The following is an 18845-nucleotide window of genomic DNA, read 5'->3' on the forward strand; positions in this document are numbered from 1 at the left end:
TTCAGTTAACGAAGCTAAAAAGCGAACCTGTGGCGCGGGCGCGCCTATCTTTGAGGGGAATTTAGAGTATGAGCAATGTCACCAGAACGGCCATGCCGGCGGCGGCCGGCCGCGCAGCAGCCAAAAAAGAACTGCCGGAGCACTTTAAGGCGTACAAGCACGTCTGGGTCTTTGTCGAGCTGGAGCGCGGCCGGGTGCATCCGGTTTCCTGGGAGCTCATGGGTGCGGGGCGCAGGCTTGCCGACAGGCTAAAGGTGAATCTTGCCGCTGTCGTTATCGGTCCGGAGGGGCCGCAGACACGTAACGCCGCGCTTGAAGCCTTTTGCTATGGCGCCGATCTGGCCTATCTCGTGAGCGACAATGTTTTGTCGGATTACCGCAACGAATCCTATACCAAAGCGCTAACCGACCTCGTCAACACCTACAAGCCCGAGATCCTGCTGTTGGGGGCGACGACGCTCGGTCGCGATCTCGCAGGTTCCGTGGCGACGACCCTGTCGACGGGGCTCACTGCCGACTGCACCGCGCTGGACGTCGACGCCGATGGTTCGCTTGCGGCGACGCGTCCGACCTTTGGCGGCACACTGCTCTGCACGATCTATACCTTGAATTATCGTCCGCAGATGGCAACCGTCCGCCCGCGGGTCATGCCGATGCCTGAGCGCGTCGTACGCGATGCCGCTCGTATCATCGTCCATCCGCTCGGCCTTGTCGAAGACGATATTGTCACAAAAGTTTTGTCGTTCCTACCCGACCGCGATGCAGAAACGTCCAATCTGGCCTATGCCGATGTCGTGGTTGCGGGCGGCCTGGGACTGGGATCGCCTGAGAACTTTCGGTTGGTGCGCGAGCTCGCAACTCTGCTTGGCGCTGAATATGGTTGCTCGCGTCCTCTGGTGCAAAAAGGGTGGGTTACGTCTGACCGGCAAATCGGCCAGACGGGCAAAACCATCCGGCCAAAGCTCTATATTGCCGCCGGCATTTCCGGCGCGATCCAGCACCGGGTTGGCGTGGAGGGCGCGGATCTGATCGTCGCCGTCAATACTGACAAGAACGCTCCGATCTTCGACTTCGCCCATCTCGCGATCGTCAGTGACGCCATGCAATTGCTACCGGCGCTGACGACCGCATTTCGCGCCCGGCTTTTGCCGAATTCGCGCGCCCGGATCGCGGTCTAGAGGAGGTGATGATGATTGAAGAGAGATTCGATGCGATCGTGGTCGGAGCCGGTATGGCCGGCAACGCGGCGGCATTGACCATGGCCAAACGCGGCATGAAGGTGCTGCAGCTCGAGCGGGGCGAATATCCCGGATCGAAGAATGTGCAGGGCGCCATCCTCTATGCCGACATGATGGAAAAGCTGATCCCCGAGTTTCGAGAGGAGGCGCCGCTTGAACGTCACTTGATCGAGCAGCGGTTCTGGATGATGGACGATCGCTCCCATGTCGGCATGCATTACCGCTCGGACGACTTCAACGAGGAACGGCCGAACCGCTACACGATTATACGCGCGCAGTTTGACAAATGGTTCTCTTCCAAGGTGCGGGAGGCTGGCGCGACCGTGCTGTGCGAGACGACAGTCACCGAGCTCGCACGGGACGACCGTGAAAGGATCGTCGGTGTTCGTACAGATCGCCGAGACGGAGAAATACATGCCGACGTCGTCGTGCTGGCCGAAGGGGTCAATGGCCTGCTCGGGACGCGCGCGGGCCTGCGCGCGCGCCCGACACCCGATAACGTTGCGCTCGCGGTGAAGGAAATGCACTTCTTGCCTCGCGAGACTATCGAGGCGCGCTTCAATCTCAAGGGCGATGAAGGCGTCGTGATCGAGGCGGCCGGTACCATTTCCCGCGGCATGACCGGAATGGGTTTCATCTACGCCAATAAAGAGTGCATTTCGCTCGGCATCGGTTGTCTCGTCGCTGACTTCCAGCGCACGGGCCAGACGCCCTACGGCCTGCTAGACCAATTCAAGAGACATCCCTCCCTGGCGCCGCTGATAGCGGGGTCCGAAGTTAAGGAATATTCGGCGCATCTCATTCCTGAAGGCGGTTACAAGTCGATCCCGCAGCTTTATGGGGAAGGCTGGGTCGTAGTGGGCGATGCGGCGCAACTCAACAATGCCATTCATCGTGAGGGCTCCAATCTCGCGATGACTTCCGGCCGCATCGCCGCCGAAGCGATAGGTCTGGTGAAATCGCGCGGCGAGCCGATGAGTGCAACAAATCTGTCGATCTACAAGAAGATGCTGGACGATTCCTTCGTCATCAAAGATCTAAAGAAGTACAAGGATTTTCCGCCCCTGATGCATACCCACTCACAAAACTTCTTTCTCACCTATCCGCAGCTCATCTCCAAGGCGATGCAAAACTTTGTGCGCGTCGATGGTACGCCTAAGGCTGAGAAGGAGAAGGCGACCCTGAAATCCTTTGTGAAGGCGCGGTCATGGACAGGTCTGTTAGGCGATGCTTGTCGTTTTGCCCGAGCCTGGCGCTGACCGCAACAGTGTGAATTCCAACAATGGAAGGCCAAAGCATGAATGTCGAACCCCCAGTGCGCGTCGAAGACAAGCTGTATTACAACCGCTATGTTGTCGACGTCGGTCACCCTCACGTCAAGGTCCGTGCGCACACGAGGCCATCTCCGCAGCTACTTGCACTTTTGAAAGCCTGCCCCGCGCGATGCTACGAGCTCAACGACGACGGCCAGGTCGAGGTAACAGTTGACGGCTGCATCGAGTGCGGTACCTGCCGCGTGATCGCCGAGCCCACCGGCGACATTCAATGGAGCCATCCGCGCGGCGGATATGGAGTGCTGTTCAAGTTTGGGTGATGGTGGAACGAAGGGCCGTGGTGCGACCGACGTTAGGCGACAGGATCTTACCGTATCTGTGGCGCATTCCGCGTCACTTGCTCGGCGCCTGGAATACTTCATGGGGACGCTGCGCAAGACATGACTTGCGGATGTCACGCTCGTTCGGGAGCCGCGAAGGACTGGTTGCGGCGCCACTGAGTGGCGCCACAACCCCGTCGATCGGATGACAGAGGAAGGATCAGTCCGTCGCCCGAGAGGGGTTGGACCCAGCGGCCTCGATTGCGATCGCCACTGACTGCATGATCGCCGCAAAGCGCACGGCGGTCTGGATCGCTTCGGAACTGACGCCCGCCGCTCGCAGCGTCTTCTCATGGGCATCGATGCAGGCACCGCAGCCGTTTATGGCGGAGACCGCAAGCGACCACAGCTCGAAATCGGACTTGTCCACGCCGGGATTGGCGATCACGTTCATACGCAGCCGTGGCGGAATCATCTTGTATTCCGGGCTGGAAACGAGGTGAGCGAAGCGGTAGTAGACGTTGTTCATTGCCATCACGCAGGCTGCGGCTTTCGCTGCGGAGATCGCCACAGATGTCATCACGGCGGACGCAGCCGATTCCATCGCGGCAATCAGGGCTGCATTGCGGGTGGCAATCGCGCTCGCCAGCAGCAGCCCGTATTTTCGTTGCGGCGAGAGCGTCTCATCGGCCACCAAGGAGGTCAGGTTAAGCCTGACATCCTTCGCGAAATCGGGAATCCTGTGGCTCAATTGTTCGATCGACGACATGCTGCCTCAAGAAAACTTCAGGGTTTCGCCGCCGATTTCGCGGTTGCAGGGACAGAGCTCGTCGGTTTGAAGCGCGTCCAGAACGCGCAGCGTGTCCTTGGGACTGCGCCCGACACTGAGATTGGTCGCATAGACGTGCTGGATCGTGTTTTCGGGGTCAACAATAAAGGTGTAACGATAGGCAACCCCTTCGGGTGAACGCACGCCAAGGCCATCGACGAGCGTTCCCTTTGTGTCGGCAAACTGCCAGATTGGTAGATTGTGCAGGTCGACATGTGAGCGCCGCCAGGCGAGCTTGCAGAACTCGTTGTCAGTCGAACCACCCAGTACAACCGCGTCGCGGTCGGCGAATTCCTTGGAAAGCCGGGCAAACTCAGCGATCTCTGTCGGGCAGACGAAGGTAAAATCCTTGGGATAGAAGAAGATGATCTTCCACTTTTCTGGAAAGCTCGTTTCGGTCAGCGTCTCGAATGCACTCTGTCCTTCTTCTTCCTGCGCTTGAAAGCCGGGCTTCACGCCTGTGATTTCGAATGGCGGCAACCGACTGCCAATTCCGAGCATGCTGTCCTCACAATTTGCTTTTTGTAGATCGCGACCTCACTGGTGAAGCAAACGATATGCCATCCGTTCTCAGGATTGGAATTGTCGCAACGAAACCAGCCCAGCGGCTTGGGTACAGGCATGCTCGCGTGCTAGGGGCCTCGATCGACACTAAGTTGAGGGTCGTCTGGAGCACATACAAAACCTTATGAGAACACTCGACCTTTGCGCGACCGCCCGAGGTGTTCGGCTGCAAGCGTCTGGTCAAAGCCCGTTCTGCGTCCCTCAGAGCAAAATGTTTCATCGAGACATCGATGTGTCAAATGAGTCACGGCTCTCGGCCTGCCGGGCTTTAACGGGAGTACTGAACCTCACGAAGCCGCGTGGTTTTGCGAAATCTGGCGCAAACGAGAGCGGATGTATCTCTGCGACGATCAGATTGAGCTGAGTAGGCCCCAAATCGTCGCCGCTGCCAAATACGGTGTTTAGTGATCATGGGGGACAGCGTCTCGCGCCTTGAGGCGCTTGAGCGGCGGTAGATCACCAAGGTGCGAGGATTTGCCGCATCCTGAAACGCGTATGAAAGCCAACCAGGCTCGCCGCTGCGGCGACGGGGGCTTGAAGTTTACGTAGCGTCAGGTTGTACAGTCTGGATCATACATGCGGCGATCGCTCTGAAGCTTCATGATCACAAGGAGATACCTCAACGTCTCAAGATCTTGGGTGCATTGGAGCACGTGGCTGTGCAGGCGCGACCCGGTTTGTAGCGGATGTGCCCGGTCGCACGAAAATATCCAGCGTACCGACGTTGGTGGACCGATGCGGTTGCCTCCTCGATTGAATGTGCGGAACGACTCGTTCAGTAGCACGCGCTACAGTGTCGATGTTTCGCGCCCTCATTTTGGCTAGAACCTATCTCAAAATTGAAGATCAGCGTCGATCGGCTATAAAGGAAAGATGATTCGGCTGACGGACGAGCAATGGGAGCGCATCCGGAAACACTTTCCGGAAGAGCACCTTGCCGACGGCCGGCCGGGCCGGAAGCCGATTGCGACGCGTCAAGTTCTCGAAGCCGCTCTTTGGATTTTGAACACGGGCGCGCAGTGGCACATGCTGCCGCAGTGCTATCCGAACTATAAGACCGTACATCGTCGCTTTCAGAACTGGTGTCGCAATGAAGTGTTGCGACGCGTTCTGACCGATATCGCCAACGAACTTCGCGAGAAAGGCTTGCTCGACGAAGAGGAGTGTTTCATCGACGCGACCTTTGCGATGGCCAAAGGCGGCGGTGCAGAGATCGGCCCAACGAGGCGCGGAAAGGGCTTAAAAATCATGGCGATTGTGGATCGCCACGGTTTGCCGCTTTCAGTGAGCACGCATGCCGCGAACCATCACGAAGTGCGCTTGGTACAGCTCTGCTTCGACTTCTACATGATCGAGGCCAAGCCAGAGAACCTGATCGGCGACCGCGCCTATGACAGCGATGCGCTCGACGATGAACTGCGGTCACAAGGCATCGAGATGATCGCGCCACATCGTTCAAACCGAGTGAGGTCGCTCACCCAGGACGGTCGCAGGCTCCGTCGTTATACTCGGCGTTGGCTGGTCGAACGCTTCTTCGCCTGGATACAGTGGCGGCGGCGCCTGCTGGTCCGCTGGGAATTCTATCCGCAAAACTTCCTCGGCTTCGTCCAGCTCGCTTGCCTGCTGATCCTGTTTCGACAATTTTGAGATAGGTTCTAGTCTGCAAATGATTACCGCTCCGACTTACGGGGCAGGCCATTCAGCAGCATGCGCTACGCAGCGCCGTCGGAAGCACAACCTACGGCCCGGACGAAAGACAACAAGCTCCGCGGTCTGTTCTCCCGGGTCAAATCAGGACTAAGCAAAGTCTTTGGAGGAAGCCACCGTGAAAAGTGGTCCGGCGGCCCGGAATCGGATGAGGTCTATTCGGAGCTTCGCATCGACTTTGCAAAGCGCAGTCGCCCTTCCGAGGCAGACCTGGAGCTGATTGGTCGATCGTTAATAAGCCGAATTGGGCTGAACTGGACAGTTGAGCGTTGGCCAGAGTGAGAGCAGGAAGAGGGACAAAAGGTCTCTGAGCCAAGCCAGGACACGGCGGAGGTTGTGGCCAACGGCCGAGAGGAGAACGTTAGCGGCATCTCCGGCGCGGCCTTTGAGATAGCAGCGGCCAAGGTGACCTTCGTTCTTCATGTGTCCGATGATGGGCTCGATGGCGGAACGGCGGCGTAGCTCGCGCTTGATGACGCCGAAGACGCCGCGCTTCTGGCCCGAGATGAAGACTCGGCGGGGATTTTGTGTGTCGTGGCCGCGATATCCCTTGTCGACATAGGCCCGTTCGATCGGGCAGCCGGTGAGGCTCTCGGTGCGCTCGATGACGTCGCGAAGGGTGTGACCGTCGTAGGGGTTGTCCGGCAGCGCGCAGGCGTGGAGCACGAACAAGCCGCCGGGAGCTCTTTGGTTGTTGGTGACGATGGATGCCTTCACGCCGAACTCATAGGGCGCGGCGGCCTTGCCCTTGCCGATGCACTCGACCTCCGGAGCATGGAAGGAATACAGCTTGAAGCCGCGCTGGCGCTGCTGCTGCGAGCGGATCTGGGTGGCTCGGCTCAGCGGCAGGGCGAATGCCTCCTCCAGTGCGGGCTGGCCCTCGGTCTTGCGGCGAATGTCGCGGATGATCCGGCCCAGCCGGCTGCGCAGAAGGCGCAGCTGTCGCTGATGCCGGTTGAATTGTTTGGCATGAGCGTAGCGGCCCGCCATCCCCGCGGGTCACTTCAAATTCCTCCGGGTGTGGTCAGTCAAATTCCTCCACCCGCGAGGCAGGACAAGGGACTGTTAGTTTGAGTTTGTTTCCCGGGCAAGAGCTTCAGCGGCTTCTTTGAGCCGATAGCTGCGTCCGTCGAACTCAAGCAGATGGCAATGATGCATAAGGCGATCGAGGATCGTCGTGCTCATAGTGTTGTCCCCAAGGTATGCCCCCCAATCCTGCACGACGCGATTGGAGGTGACGATGACGCTGCGGCGCAGTTTGTAGCGCTGATGGATCAGGGTCTGCAGCAAAGTGCCGGCGTCGTCGGGGATGGCGCGTGCGAGGAATAGATCGTCCAGCACGAGGAGATCGCAGTCGATGATGGTTCGCAGCCGGACCTCGCGTTGTGCCGGAGAGTTCAGGGCGTAGCGGTGGAAGAAGTCGTCGGTCTCAAGATACTGGACCTTGTGGCTTTGCAGGATCGCCTGATAGGCAATCGCCTTGGCGATGTGCGACTTCCCGGTGCCAGGTTTGCCGACAAGCAGAGCGTTCTCGCCAGCGGCAATGAACGCCAGGGTGTGGAGCTGGAAGCAGGTCTGACGTGGCAGTTTGGGATTGAAGGACCAGTCGAACTCGGCGAGCGTCAGCTTTTCGTCGAGCCCGGATTGCTGGTATCGCCGCTCGATAAGACGGGACTGACGACGGTCCAGTTCATCCTGCAGGATAAGGGAGAAGGTCTCGAGGAAGGGCTGGTTGGCGCCCTGCGCCTGGAGCACGCGCGTCTGCAGCGTGTCGCGGACACCCGACAGGCGCAGCTGTCGTAGGCAACGCTCAATTTCCGGCATGGTCATCATGTGGCTAGGTCTCCAGTTTAAGGTGAGAAGGTGCAGCGGGAGCGCTCGTGGCGCCGGAGCTGGCCGGGGTTGCGCAGGCGACACGAGCGCGGATTGCCGTGGCGTGATCGTCGTGAGCCTCGGCCTGCCGACCATTATCGTCGGCGTCGCGCCGCACAGCGCGGCTGAAGAGGTCGCCGTATTCCGCGGGGGTACGGATCAGCGGATGATCCTGGGTGAGCGGCGATGCCGGCTGTGGCGTCACTCCAACCTGCTCAATCGCCTGTTCGAACAACCGCTCGACGGTCGCACGCACGTGCTTGTAGCGGTAGATGCGGTTGTCGATGGCGTGCGCGCAGGCCTGCTCGACCAGCCGCGCCGGATACTTCCGGCCCAGCCCGACAATGCCCCACATCGCGCGCTGTCCGGGGCGCCCCTCGGTGTCGAACACTTGCTGGCATAGCGCCCTGGTCTGCGGCCCGATGCGCTCGGCGCTCGCCAGCAGCACGGCGGTTTGCCGCGACGGATTGAACGGCCGTTCGCTGGTCGGCAGGACAACAGAACCGGGGTGCGTCATCCGGGAATGAACACGCAGCAGCGCACGGGTGTGGCGATCACGGATCTCGATCGTGGAGGCGTAGATCCGCACCACGACCTGACTGCCGATCGGCGCGGGCCGCGCGGCGTAATAGCTGTTGTCGACGCGTACGGTGGTGTCGTCGCAGACAGTCCGGACGACTTCGGTGAAGATGCGGAAGGGAGCGACAGGCAGCGGCCGCAGGTGCGGCTTCTCTTCCTGGAACATCGCCTCGACCTGACGGCGCGTGCTGCCGTGGATGCGCTTGGAGGCCCAATTCTCCTCCCAGTGCCTCAGGAACTCGTTCTGGGCTTCCAGTGTCTCGAAGCGCCGTCCGGCCAGCGCGGTGCCCTGGGTATGTTGAATCGCACTCTCGACGCAGCCTTTCCGATTGGGATCGGCCACCCGCGCGGGATCGGCGACCACGGCGTAATGAGCCAGCATCGCGCTGTAAATCGGGTTGAGCTCGGGCTCGTACAAATCCGGCTTGAGGACGCCTTCCTTCAGATTGTCGAGCACGACATAGCTGGGGACCCCGCCAAAATACCGGAACGCCTCTTCGTGGAGCTGCGCCCAGACGTGTTGGCTGGACTTCCAGACCACCCGCCGGAAGCTGCGCCGCGAGTAGCGCAGCGTCATCACAAACAGGCGGGGACGGCGGTACCGGCCGCTCCTGGGATCAATCGTCAGAGCGCCCTCGCCATAGTCGACCTGGGCCTCCTCGCCAGGCAGGAACTCAAGTCGATCAAACTGCTCGGGATCGCTGTGTCGCAACGTGCGCACAAACCGCTTGACGCTCTGATAGCTGGACGGAAAGCCAAATCGATCGACCAGGTCCTGGTAAATCGCCTGCGCATTCCGCTTCAGGCGGACCTGTTCTTCGATCCATGCCCGATGCGGTTCGCAGGCCGAGCGGGCCAGGCTGCAGGCGGCTGTCGCTTCCGACACCCCAAAAGCCGGTGGTCGGGGTGGGGGAATTTGGTCGTCCGCGCTCACCGTGCCGGTGGTCACTTCCCCGGGGGAATTTGCCTCCGCACCAGCCCGCAGCGCCCGGTAACGCCGGATCGTCTTGCGATCGACCCCCGTCAGCCTGTGGATCTCGCGCTGGCTGGCGTTGCGATCAAGTAATGTAAATACCGTGCTTTGCAGATGTCGCTTCAAGACGTTCAACTCCCCGGCCCCTTGCTGGCTAAAGGGGTCGAACATAAACGTCCTGCCTGACCGGCTACTGCTGTTCAGCGGCGCTGACGGCGATCATCAGGTGGGGGAGTTTCAAGTGACCATACCCGGGGGATTTTGACCGACCCACGGGGCCATCATTGCCGCGCTTTTGGCCACGCGAATATAGGATTGCCGGAGCCTGACCCCGTGCTTCCTCGCCAGGCGGTTCAACCCGCGGATCGCTGCATGCAGCAGCTTGGCGTCGGTCGGAAAGCTGATGGCCTTCGGTTGGACGGTCGTGTCGACCGTGACCCGCTTGAGGTCCTGGCTGCGCAACGCACCGCTCGCGTGCGCCACCCGAAGGCTCTCGGCCAACAACCGCTCCAGCTTGTCGCCGAGCCGCTTGCGCCAGTGGCTCAGGTCTGAGCGCTCATGCGGGAAAACGTGCTGGAAAAACTCTTCGCCTGTGAAGAACTGGAAGTACGGATCGTGGACCCAGCGCTCGCACACCCCCTCATCGGACAGGCCGTAGATGTGCTTGAGCAGCAGCAATCCGATCATGAATCGGGTCGCGATACCCGGCCTGCCGTTGTCGCTGTAGAGCGGCGCGATCTCGCCGTCGATCCAGTTCCAATCGACCCTGCCGGCGAGCAGAACCAGCTCGTGTCGCATGTTGATGATCTGGTCCAGCCGGGACCGGAACAGATCGTTCGAGCCTGTCGTCCTGTGCTTCTTTGGTCGCATCGGTGCCTCCGATGCAGCACAGAATCACGGTTCGCAGCGGCAGGGAAATCCAAAATCGAAATTGCAGGGTTTTGGGCTGTGAAGCCTCAATCCCCTGCAATCTCAAATGCCGTCGCAACCGGAAAACAGACTCCCAATCAAGTGCTTGGAGGCTTGTTCACGGACAACTGATTGAAGAGCTCAAGACGGCACTGGCTGGCGCGAGCCGCAAGTCCGAGACCATTGAGGACTACGTGACGGCTCTTCGGATGTTCAGCGAGTTCCTCCGGCCGAAAGGCGTCACTCTGAAAGACCTGCCTGGCAATGTTGATTTGCTGACAGCCTATAAAGATGAATTTATGAAGATGGCAAGCGCCAATAGCAGGACTATGTGGGTGGAGCATTGGAAACACTCCACGTGCTCGACAGTCTCACTGTCGTTATTAAGCGGTCCGGTATCGTCGTCCCCAAATAACCGCAGCTGGGGCTGAAGGCCCCGCTGCGCGCCACGCGCGTTGAGATATCGCACCACCACTGCTCCAAGAATTCACAAGGCAGCAGCGTGCCAACGCCCGCGGTGAAGGTTCGCCAGTCGGCAAGGCAGTTTTTTGGAACGGCTGTCAGGACTGGTACGCCTCGGGTGATCGCGTCAACTAATTCGAGGCGCAGGCCGCGGCCAGCTGCCTCTTGTTTGGCGAATTTGCTGATCACGAGGAGATCGGTCTTGTTGCGAAGTGCCTGGGAAACGACAACTGCGGCCTCAGCAAGCCCATTTGTATCGAGGTTACAAGACATAGCTCCGCTGCCGAGTGGCTGGGAAATCGAGATCTCTTGTCCCGTCGCAACGTCGATTGCGAGCATGACGTGGGTGCCATTTGCGCGCCTCGAGTGTCGTTGCATAATGCCGCCGATGCGTACGCCTTGCTGCGCGATATCCTGAGCGAAATCGGCCAGTAGCCTATCGATATCGTCTTATGGACGGTAGAGAATTGCCCCCACACTATTCTGATCTCTCTCATCCAGATTATCGATCACGGCCGGGATCCTGTTGATGTGTTTCTCGTATCGGGGCATAGCTGTCGAACGTTCTCATGCGGATGCGGCAGGCGTTGCAAGCAACCGCTCGGCAGTCGCGAGCGGAAGGGCGCGCGCGACCTCCGCGAATACGTCCGCTCCAATGCTGAGCCGTAGCGCATCAAAGGAGCGGCGCGTGATGCGCGCCAAAAGCAGCACGCCAGAACGGCCAGTTTCAAGAGCCAGAACCAAGGTGACCTCAGCCTCGTCGAACGGCAGAGAGGCTTTGATGCGTGCCGGAAATACATTGAGGATAGAGCTTGCCCGCGCGGGCTGGCAGGCAATGCTGACGTCGCCGGCTGCGATGCGCAGCCGCACCTGCACGCCAGGTCTAAGCGGCGCTCCAGGTATCAGAAGGCGCGCAGCCTTGAGGCGGAGAATGATCAGCCCGTAGCGTCCGTCATAGCCGCCGACCACTGTATCAAGACAGACTGCCGCTTCGCCGCGCCTGGCAAGCGCCGGATTGCTCTGAACGAGATTGAGCGGCCCTGCCGCAGTCACGACGCCGTCTTTCATCATAACGAGATGATCGGCAAAACGCTCGATATCAGCGATGTCATGGCTGATGTAGATCATCGGCAATGGTAGCTTTTCCCGCATGCGCTCGAGAAATGGCAGGATCTCGCATTTAGCGGAGCGGTCGCGCACAATGAGTGGATCGTCCAGCAAAAGTAGCCGAGGCTGGCCTAACAGCGCGCTGCCAAGGGCAAGTCGCTGTCGCTCGGCCCCGGAAAGATGTGATGGCGAACGCTCGAGCAGTGGCGCCAAGGCGAGCAATTCGACCACACCATCAAAATCGATCAGTGTCGGTTTCGATTTTGACGCGTTGTATAGAAGGCTACGCCGTACAGACAGATGAGAAAAAAGAACTGGTAGCTGGAATACATATGCGACGCGACGCAAATGAGACGGTCGAAACGTGGTCTCATCCTGCCAAATCTCTCCATCGATCGCACAGAATCCGTTTGGCAGACGCTGCACGCCAGCGATGCAGCGCGCGAGTGTGGTCTTGCCGCACCCGGGCGGACCAAAAATCGCTGTGACGCCTTTGGCTGGTAGGCTGAATTGCGCATCTAGCGGAATGCTTGCGAGAGAGCCGTTGAAGGCAACCTCAATATAGCCCGGTTTTGCTTCTCGCATGAACCTGCGCCTGTGCTGTATCTTCCCATCCAAGTCACGAGCACAATCGCTGCAATGGAGATGATGGCCATGTCTCCGACAATTCAGTCCGTTCCGCTCCAGCACGGCGTCTCTGCTCGCGTGAGGGCATAGGGTGGGACGGCGAACTGCAGATCGGTGTTAAGACCGGAGGCTTGTTGAGCATCTTCGCGCCACGAGGATCGTGGCAATCAAACGCTGCCCGGTGCGCCTGCCAATGAGACGCAAAGCGCCTTTTCAGCAGCGCGAGGTTCTCAGCCTGCTTGGCCGGGCCGAGGGGTTCTGCTGAATGTTCAAATGGCGTGGCTTGAGAGGTGTTGCGGTAAAGATGTCGGCTCACACCAGAGCTGAATACTGGCTCGGGGCCGGAAATCCGCATCAAGGATCCCGCAGCTTTGGAAGCCGATTTGAAGTTTGCGCTTGTCGCCATAGTTATGGCCTCTGCATTCTCGGGTGCGAGCAGCATCAAAGCCAGATCGATCAGGATAAATCGGATAAGCCTCATTGAAGCTCCGGCTCCGCCGCGACAGCTTCCTTCGCGGCAACTGGTTGATCCTTACGCAGCAATCCGCGTGCCGTTTCAAGGAATATCTGTGCGGCTAATGGCAAGCAGAGGCTTTGTATCGGTCTCCACCAGCGCGTATTGCGCTGCGGCTAGGGGACGCGCCCGACGACTAGGCGCGTCCCAAGTTACCGGCGTCGTAAATCGCCGCATCTCATTGTAGGGATTTGGACGCTCGCGTCACCTACAGCACATGCATGAGCTGCGAGATGGAATCCGAGGATGATACCATCGCCCTTCGCCTTGGAGATTGTGCTTTGGCGAATATGCGGCCGTAAAACTCGTCAATGATGCACAAGTCCATGCCATCCAATGCTGCAGCATGGACCGCGGCATCGCCCGATTTCGTTGCGGCAGGCTATCTTTCTCGCTAGTCACGACGTGGCGTATCGCTATCGCGAAGGTCTATTTGTCTAAGGAGGGCTTTGGGGTTGCAGTGGTGCGCGTGGGCAGTATCGGGTAATCGATCTTTGGCATCTGCCCGGTGAGCGAATTCAGAAAGGCGACAATCTTGTCAATTTCTTCATCGCTGAGCTTTGCGCCAAGCTGAACTTCACTCATCATGCCAACCGCTTGCTTAAGACTCCAGACCTGACCAGTATGGAAGTAGGGGGGGCGCAATGCGACATTGCGCAATGGCGCCGAGCGGAAAACATACTCATCACTAAGATTCTTGGTGACGGCAAAACGACCCTTGTCCTCCCTCGGAAGCAGGCTTTCGGCTGGCTTTTCAACGACGCCGAACGGGAAGTAATCCTGTCCACCGACATTGATTCCGTTGTGGCAAGAGGAGCATCCCTTTTCGATGAATAGCTTTAGCCCGGCTTTCTGCTGATCACTGAGAGCATGTCCATCGCCCTCGAGGTACTGATCGAAGGGGGCGGCGGGAGTAATCAATGTCGCTTCGAAAGCCTCGATGGCCTTGGTGAAATTTTCAAACGTAACGGGCGCGGCATCATTGGGAAAGGCCTTACTGAACATAACGACATAATCGGTCATTGAATTCAATGTGCTGAGCACGTGATCGGGCGTCGCATTCATTTCGACGCTGGCCTGGACAGGGCCTGCGGCCTGCGCCTTGAGATCCGCCGCGCGTCCATCCCAGAACTGCGCTACGTTGAAGACCGCGTTATAGACCGTTGGCGCACGACGCGAACCCAGCTGCCAGCGATGACCAATCGACGTCGGGCCGGCATCTACCCCGCCCGTCCCAAGGTTATGACACGTGTTGCAGCTAATAACCTCGCTCGCCGATAGCCTTGGATCGAAAAACAAGGATTTGCCAAGTGTGACCTTTTCATGGGTAATAGGATTGTCCTTCACCGCTGGAACGACTGAGGGAATCGGCTTGAAAATCCGCTTGGCGGCGCTCATCAAATCCTCGTTGGCGCCTGCTGCTGGCGAAATTGAAATGGTTGCGGCCAAAACACTTAACGTGCCGGCCATGGAAAGCCCGCGTCCCGTTGATGTCCTCATGTGAAGTCTCGCTTTTGTCTTAGATCATTGAATCGCGAATGTAGCGCGCCCGCCGCGTGCGTCCGCAGAAAGACCTGCGGCAGTCATCGACGAATGATGTCTCCGGGTTCCGGCTAGGCTGCATCCGGGCCGACGCGCTGTCGATGTTAGCAGCAAGCGGCGTGCCAGCGGGTTCAAGGTTGAAGCCGCCGAGCGGGTTTCAAGCAATTGCCCACCGTGAATAGCAGCAGGCGGCTTGAAGCTGTGGAATCGACTGTAAGGTGACAGTTGCGACAATCGCCATCCAGTCGCGGTGTCCTGGCCTGTCGGTCCAACCTTTGTGCTTCTCGGAAACCCATCGTACCGAAAACTCTTTGACTCTGTCGCTGATCTTATCAATGCGTGCCCTTTGCGCCTTCAACCCCAACACTAGGCTAAGCGTCATCGACCAACGTCGGGGACGTTCGTACCCGGGGCAGCCGGTCAGGGTGCAGTTGTCAGAGTTCGTCCTACTGCTCCCAATGTGGGTATGTCCGTCTTAGAACGTATTCCTGACTTACCGGACGCTCAAAGCGCTTGAATCGACCGTAACGTCAGGTTGTAGGCATTGCGAAACAGAACGCGATATTGGGAGTCAGCCTAGTCAGCATCGCCACACAGGCGCTAATCGGCCGATGTCTGTTGTATCTCGGTCTTCGCAATCAACGTGTTGCGCGTGGCGCGACGATGATACGGGGGCCGTAATCTTTGCGTTCAACAGCGAGACAGTGGCTGCTGAGGCGGCCCAATCCGGTAAACAGATCACCCTCGCGGGGCAAATAGCAATAGTGAAGGATATGCGGCTTAAGAGAGGTTTGATGAATCAAGACCGACGAATGGGCTGGACTAGCAATGCGTATCGCTGTGCAGCCGCCCTCGCGGCAATCGCGATCGCAGCGACGTGGTGCACAGACCACGCCCGCGCGCGAGATCGGCGGGCCGAGGAAGTCTTGATGTCGTGCAGACCAGACATGATCCGCTTCTGTGACCGCTTTACAAGGCGTAGCGATATGGACGTGGCCATATTTTGTCTTAGGGACAATTTCAAAAACTTGCGCGGCGAATGCCGCCGCATGATGCCAACCGCGGCGGAGCGCAACGGCGGACCGAGACGACGACTCAACAGGCTTCCGGTCGTCCTTCATCGAGAGTGAGGCGTCCGAGCGGCAGTTGCAGAAATCGAGCGACAGTGAGGTGTTCAGACCGACGGGCGCCGGATTTTGGCCAGCTTGGTGGCCGAAAGGCGATCGGGCTGGAGGCATCAGCCCGCCGAGCCGTAGTTCATCCATCTGGGGGACTTAGCTCCGTGAATCGATTGGCCTCGTTCAGCGATCGATAGTGCGCCCACGCGTGTTACAAGGTCGTAATGCGCCCTGAACTTCGATTTCGTACTACAGCAGTTGCGCTTTATTCAGCGCTGCAGCCATTCGGCGACTTTGAGGCCGTCGTGAGGTTGCCATCGGTTCGCTGTAACTGGTCCGAACGACAATCTGCGTCAACTGTGGTGGTTATGGCCGGGCATCTGCAGGAATCCGTACCGCCCTCTAATCTATGGCGTTGTGGTCGGCGAGCAAGTATTTTTGGGCAGGTGGCTAAATCGGCTATGACTGGCAAAAGATTGCCGGAATGTTTGCGTTGGAGGTTTGTTCCATCACGGTCTTCCTAAGTGTTCTCAGCTTGGGATTAGCTTGGTCTCGACTGCCGGGCTCAAGATACAGTACAAATTGAGCTAGGAAACCTCTTTTGTTAGCCGCCGATCGACTTCCCGAAGGAACCGCTTGATGCCATTGCGGCGTTCTCGATGGGCGCCTCAGGGGAGTCGCTTTGCCCGATCGTGGTGCTCTTGGCCGAATACACTTTAGAGCTCAAGGTCAAAGGAAACGCCGTCGACAAGAGCCGTTCAAAGGCAGAAAGCTGTTCAAGCAGACGCTTCTCAACGGCCTTGCGCTCCGCGCCAGACAAGCCCGTTTTAAGTAATCGACGGCAGCGCCAGATTTCGGTCCGCAGCCATCTAATCTCACTTAACGTATCATCAATTGAAGTCATCACAGTGTAGTTCACTTCGTCCCTGGAGTATTCAAGCTGGCGATCGTCATCGAGCGGCCATTCCTTGGCTCCGCATTCCTGCCCCATAGTTGATCCGAGGACTTGCGACCTTCCGCCCGTTCTTCTGCGGAGGCGGCGAGCAGTTCGATGTATGCAACTCTTATCAATCAATATCACCCTACACCGCGCCTGTGACGAGAAATCGCGGCAGATCCTCGCGTTTTCACGGCGCTGCGATCGTGTGCCTTGCACAATTCCTGCGCTCCACAGGAGTGATTGGTGCGCGAACACAAAGGAAAACCGGAGAGCAGTTAAATCCATGTCCGACACGCAGACGGCTCAAGCAGGAGCTGGTAACGCACAACGCATGTCCCCACGGTCGATGGCAGCGGGATATGCAAGCGTTTGACGGCTTTGTTGCCTGTTCGGGCGCTGGGCGCGACCTGACTTAGGCCAGCCGCTCGCGACTCGGAACATGGCGATTTCGATCTCTAGCGGCCGAAGCGGTGTAAAGCGATGGCGGGTTCATTGCGATCGTCTCCTCTGTGATGGTGGTCAGTCCCGCGCTGCTACCGGGCATTCGCAATCGCATACCAGATAAATAATTTATGGGCGAGCTGGACCTCATCAACAACATGGGAAAGCCAAGGGGACGACGTTTGAGGAAGGCGAGCCAGCCTGACTGCGATCCCCCGGCACACGCGACTCAATCAAAGAAACGCACGCAACCGGGGTTGGATCTTGGTTATCCGAGACAAAATGTCGGCTTGACGCAGTGTCGCGCCAAATGAGCATTCCGCAGACAATCATTGCTATCGACATCCGCTGTGCCACAGTCGGGTTCAGAGGACCGATTTAATAGCTTGAATCTCACGCTGCGACAGGTTGTCGGCTTGCTGATGCGTGAAAGATAAAGGCCCGCTTGGCAGGCTTTGACGGCGCATCGCAAATGGAGATAGAGGCGGACGGCCTGCTGATTGCCAGTTTTCTCGCTTGCGGGCGATGGCCAGGAAAGCCATTTCAATCGTCGGCACCGGGCGCCGGGCCAGCCATTGTCAAGTACACTGACCAGTTGAAGTCGCGAGCTCGCCTGGATGATGGTATGATGCAGGCAGCAGAATATGGCTGACAATCGCGGTTTTAGCCGTCCAGCGAAAGCGCGCTGGGTGAATAGCCCGCGCTCGCAAGCAAATACTCGAACGGAATAGACGGTCCATATCCAGCCAGAGGCGATGACCGGCAGCGCTGATGGCCGCACAGAGCGCTGCGGTGAAAGCCCGGAAGGTCTTATGTTCTTTCAAACTAGCCTCACGAGGGCGCGACGCGAAATCGATCGCGCCAGCGACATCGTTGAATTCTCAACAGTGGTGGTTACGCGCGACAAGCAACTGCGCAACGTGGACCATTCGGTGTTCCAGCAAAAGGCGGTGGTTGAGTTTCAATTTGGATTTCTGCCGAGTTTCGAGGAAAGCATCCGCGAGAGCGTGGGGCTACGCCAATCGTTCTCGTTCACGAAATCTTAAAACCGAGGCGATCTGGGACGATCTCCTCCCGCAAAGCGACCGAAATATTGTTCGTTTCTCACCACCCGGATTTCGGGCAGCTTCCCCACCCAGATTCGATTGTTCGGTTGATGCTTATCTCAATTGGCGTGTGGGCGAACTCGGGAAGGTGGCGCAACCGATTGATCTCGTGGAGCATGACTGGGGGAGATGTCATGCGCGTTGCAATGAACTTTCCAGTTCTAACACGATCCTGGAGGATCAATATTTTGGGCGCGTTCGACCCCGACTACGTCTGGCACGACCTAGCGCTGGATTGGCAGGCGCCCCAGGTCGGCGAGCAAACGGTTGCCCAGATGGTAAATACGCCGACTGAGGCGCCTGGTGGTACGAGAGTTTGGGCATGACCGCGGCGATCGCATGGAAGATCGCGGCTGCTGCGAATGCAGACATGGGCACGGCAATCCTAGCGCTGTGACAAGGTGCTGACGCGATCCACTCGTTCTTGGCAAAGCCGAACTAACTAGGTTCAGACTTAATTGGTCCACTAGGTGACAATGGCGGCGAGGTACACGGATGCCAAGAAGTTTCTCGCAAATTTGTCGTAGCGAGTTGCAACGCTATGGAAATCCTTGAGCCAGCAAAAGCGGCCCTCGATAATATTGTGCCCTCCGTAGGCAGCATTTGCTGAAGCTGACGGTTTGGACTGGCGGGTTTAACGCCGTGAGTGATAGGGCACCCGGCGATAGTGACTACTACTAAATCCAGTAGGTTTGTTGTTCCCCGGCATGAGCTAGTGATTGA

The 18845-nt window shown here is 58.4% G+C and carries 16 protein-coding genes and 3 pseudogenes; 6 read left to right on the forward strand and 13 right to left on the reverse strand.

The genetic code is table 11. The features are described 5' to 3' along the window. Positions 1–68 precede the first annotated feature (68 nt). The 3 genes from EI171_RS10165 to EI171_RS10175 are packed head-to-tail and all read left to right on the forward strand — an operon-like array spanning position 69 to position 2832. Complete coding sequence (locus EI171_RS10165; protein ID WP_097669271.1) at positions 69–1178, forward strand: electron transfer flavoprotein subunit alpha/FixB family protein; 1110 nt, start codon at positions 69–71, stop codon at positions 1176–1178. An 11-nt stretch (positions 1179–1189) separates the two neighbouring features. Then, positions 1190–2497 (forward strand): FAD-dependent oxidoreductase, encoded by a 1308-nt coding sequence (locus EI171_RS10170; RefSeq protein WP_161536958.1) that lies wholly within the window; start codon positions 1190–1192, stop codon positions 2495–2497. A 38-nt stretch (positions 2498–2535) separates the two neighbouring features. Next, positions 2536–2832 carry a ferredoxin family protein gene (locus EI171_RS10175; RefSeq protein WP_161533252.1) on the forward strand — a complete coding sequence of 99 codons (297 nt, stop codon included), beginning with the start codon at positions 2536–2538 and terminating at the stop codon, positions 2830–2832. A gap of 220 nt (positions 2833–3052) precedes the next feature. Here EI171_RS10175 and EI171_RS10180 read toward each other — a convergent pair whose 3' ends face one another. Next, positions 3053–3601 (reverse strand): carboxymuconolactone decarboxylase family protein, encoded by a 549-nt coding sequence (locus tag EI171_RS10180; RefSeq protein ID WP_161533253.1) that lies wholly within the window; start codon positions 3599–3601, stop codon positions 3053–3055. 6 nt (positions 3602–3607) lie between these two features. Next, positions 3608–4162, reverse strand: a complete 555-nt coding sequence (locus tag EI171_RS10185) for a peroxiredoxin (protein ID WP_097669268.1) — start codon at positions 4160–4162, stop codon at positions 3608–3610. A 936-nt stretch (positions 4163–5098) separates the two neighbouring features. Between EI171_RS10185 and EI171_RS10190 the strand changes: the two genes are divergently transcribed. Further along, complete coding sequence (locus tag EI171_RS10190; RefSeq protein WP_161533254.1) at positions 5099–5872, forward strand: IS5 family transposase; 774 nt, start codon at positions 5099–5101, stop codon at positions 5870–5872. Positions 5873–6163: 291 nt separating this feature from the next. Here the strand turns inward: EI171_RS10190 and EI171_RS10195 are convergent. The 4 genes and pseudogenes from EI171_RS10195 to EI171_RS10210 form a co-directional block, all read right to left on the reverse strand. Next, positions 6164–6928: pseudogene (locus EI171_RS10195) on the reverse strand (transposase); the annotation flags it as partial. Between the two features lie 69 nt (positions 6929–6997). Beyond that, positions 6998–7765, reverse strand: a complete 768-nt coding sequence (istB, locus tag EI171_RS10200) for an IS21-like element IS1631 family helper ATPase IstB (protein ID WP_038952109.1) — start codon at positions 7763–7765, stop codon at positions 6998–7000. 4 nt (positions 7766–7769) lie between these two features. Then, positions 7770–9527 (reverse strand): IS21 family transposase, encoded by a 1758-nt coding sequence (gene istA / locus EI171_RS10205; RefSeq protein ID WP_161532270.1) that lies wholly within the window; start codon positions 9525–9527, stop codon positions 7770–7772. 105 nt (positions 9528–9632) lie between these two features. Further along, positions 9633–10226 (reverse strand): annotated as a pseudogene (locus tag EI171_RS10210) (transposase); the annotation flags it as partial. Between the two features lie 11 nt (positions 10227–10237). On the opposite strand from EI171_RS10210, the gene EI171_RS45255 reads away from it, so the two are divergent. Then, the gene (locus EI171_RS45255) at positions 10238–10696 is read left to right on the forward strand and encodes a hypothetical protein (RefSeq protein ID WP_210253969.1); all 459 of its coding nucleotides are present in this window, start codon (positions 10238–10240) and stop codon (positions 10694–10696) included. On the opposite strand, the gene EI171_RS10215 is transcribed toward EI171_RS45255, so the two are convergent. From EI171_RS10215 to EI171_RS10240, 6 genes are all read right to left on the reverse strand, one after another. Continuing rightward, positions 10593–11171 (reverse strand): DUF2478 domain-containing protein, encoded by a 579-nt coding sequence (locus tag EI171_RS10215; protein ID WP_371740531.1) that lies wholly within the window; start codon positions 11169–11171, stop codon positions 10593–10595. The two genes, EI171_RS45255 and EI171_RS10215, sit on opposite strands and share 104 nt — an antisense overlap. Positions 11172–11294: 123 nt before the next feature. Further along, positions 11295–12419 (reverse strand): molybdenum ABC transporter ATP-binding protein, encoded by a 1125-nt coding sequence (gene modC / locus EI171_RS10220; RefSeq protein ID WP_161533255.1) that lies wholly within the window; start codon positions 12417–12419, stop codon positions 11295–11297. A gap of 985 nt (positions 12420–13404) precedes the next feature. Further along, on the reverse strand, positions 13405–14475 hold the full coding sequence (locus EI171_RS10225; protein ID WP_246740482.1) for a cytochrome-c peroxidase: 1071 nt from the start codon (positions 14473–14475) through the stop codon (positions 13405–13407). A 680-nt stretch (positions 14476–15155) separates the two neighbouring features. After that, positions 15156–15782: a hypothetical protein gene (locus EI171_RS10230; protein WP_161533256.1), complete on the reverse strand. Its 627-nt coding sequence runs from the start codon at positions 15780–15782 to the stop codon at positions 15156–15158. 457 nt (positions 15783–16239) lie between these two features. Beyond that, positions 16240–16626, reverse strand: coding sequence for a hypothetical protein (locus EI171_RS10235; protein WP_246740483.1), 387 nt, complete (start codon positions 16624–16626; stop codon positions 16240–16242). Positions 16627–17381: 755 nt separating this feature from the next. After that, positions 17382–17558 carry a hypothetical protein gene (locus tag EI171_RS10240; RefSeq protein WP_161533257.1) on the reverse strand — a complete coding sequence of 59 codons (177 nt, stop codon included), beginning with the start codon at positions 17556–17558 and terminating at the stop codon, positions 17382–17384. Positions 17559–17771: 213 nt separating this feature from the next. Between EI171_RS10240 and EI171_RS10245 the strand changes: the two genes are divergently transcribed. Continuing rightward, positions 17772–18062, forward strand: coding sequence for a hypothetical protein (locus EI171_RS10245; protein WP_161533258.1), 291 nt, complete (start codon positions 17772–17774; stop codon positions 18060–18062). A 526-nt stretch (positions 18063–18588) separates the two neighbouring features. Here EI171_RS10245 and EI171_RS10250 read toward each other — a convergent pair. Then, positions 18589–18738, reverse strand: a pseudogene (locus tag EI171_RS10250) (hypothetical protein); the annotation flags it as partial. Between the last annotated feature and the right edge of the window lie 107 nt (positions 18739–18845).

It is taken from the genome of Bradyrhizobium sp. LCT2, from assembly GCF_009931255.1.
Classification (GTDB): Bacteria; Pseudomonadota; Alphaproteobacteria; order Rhizobiales; family Xanthobacteraceae; genus Bradyrhizobium; species Bradyrhizobium diazoefficiens.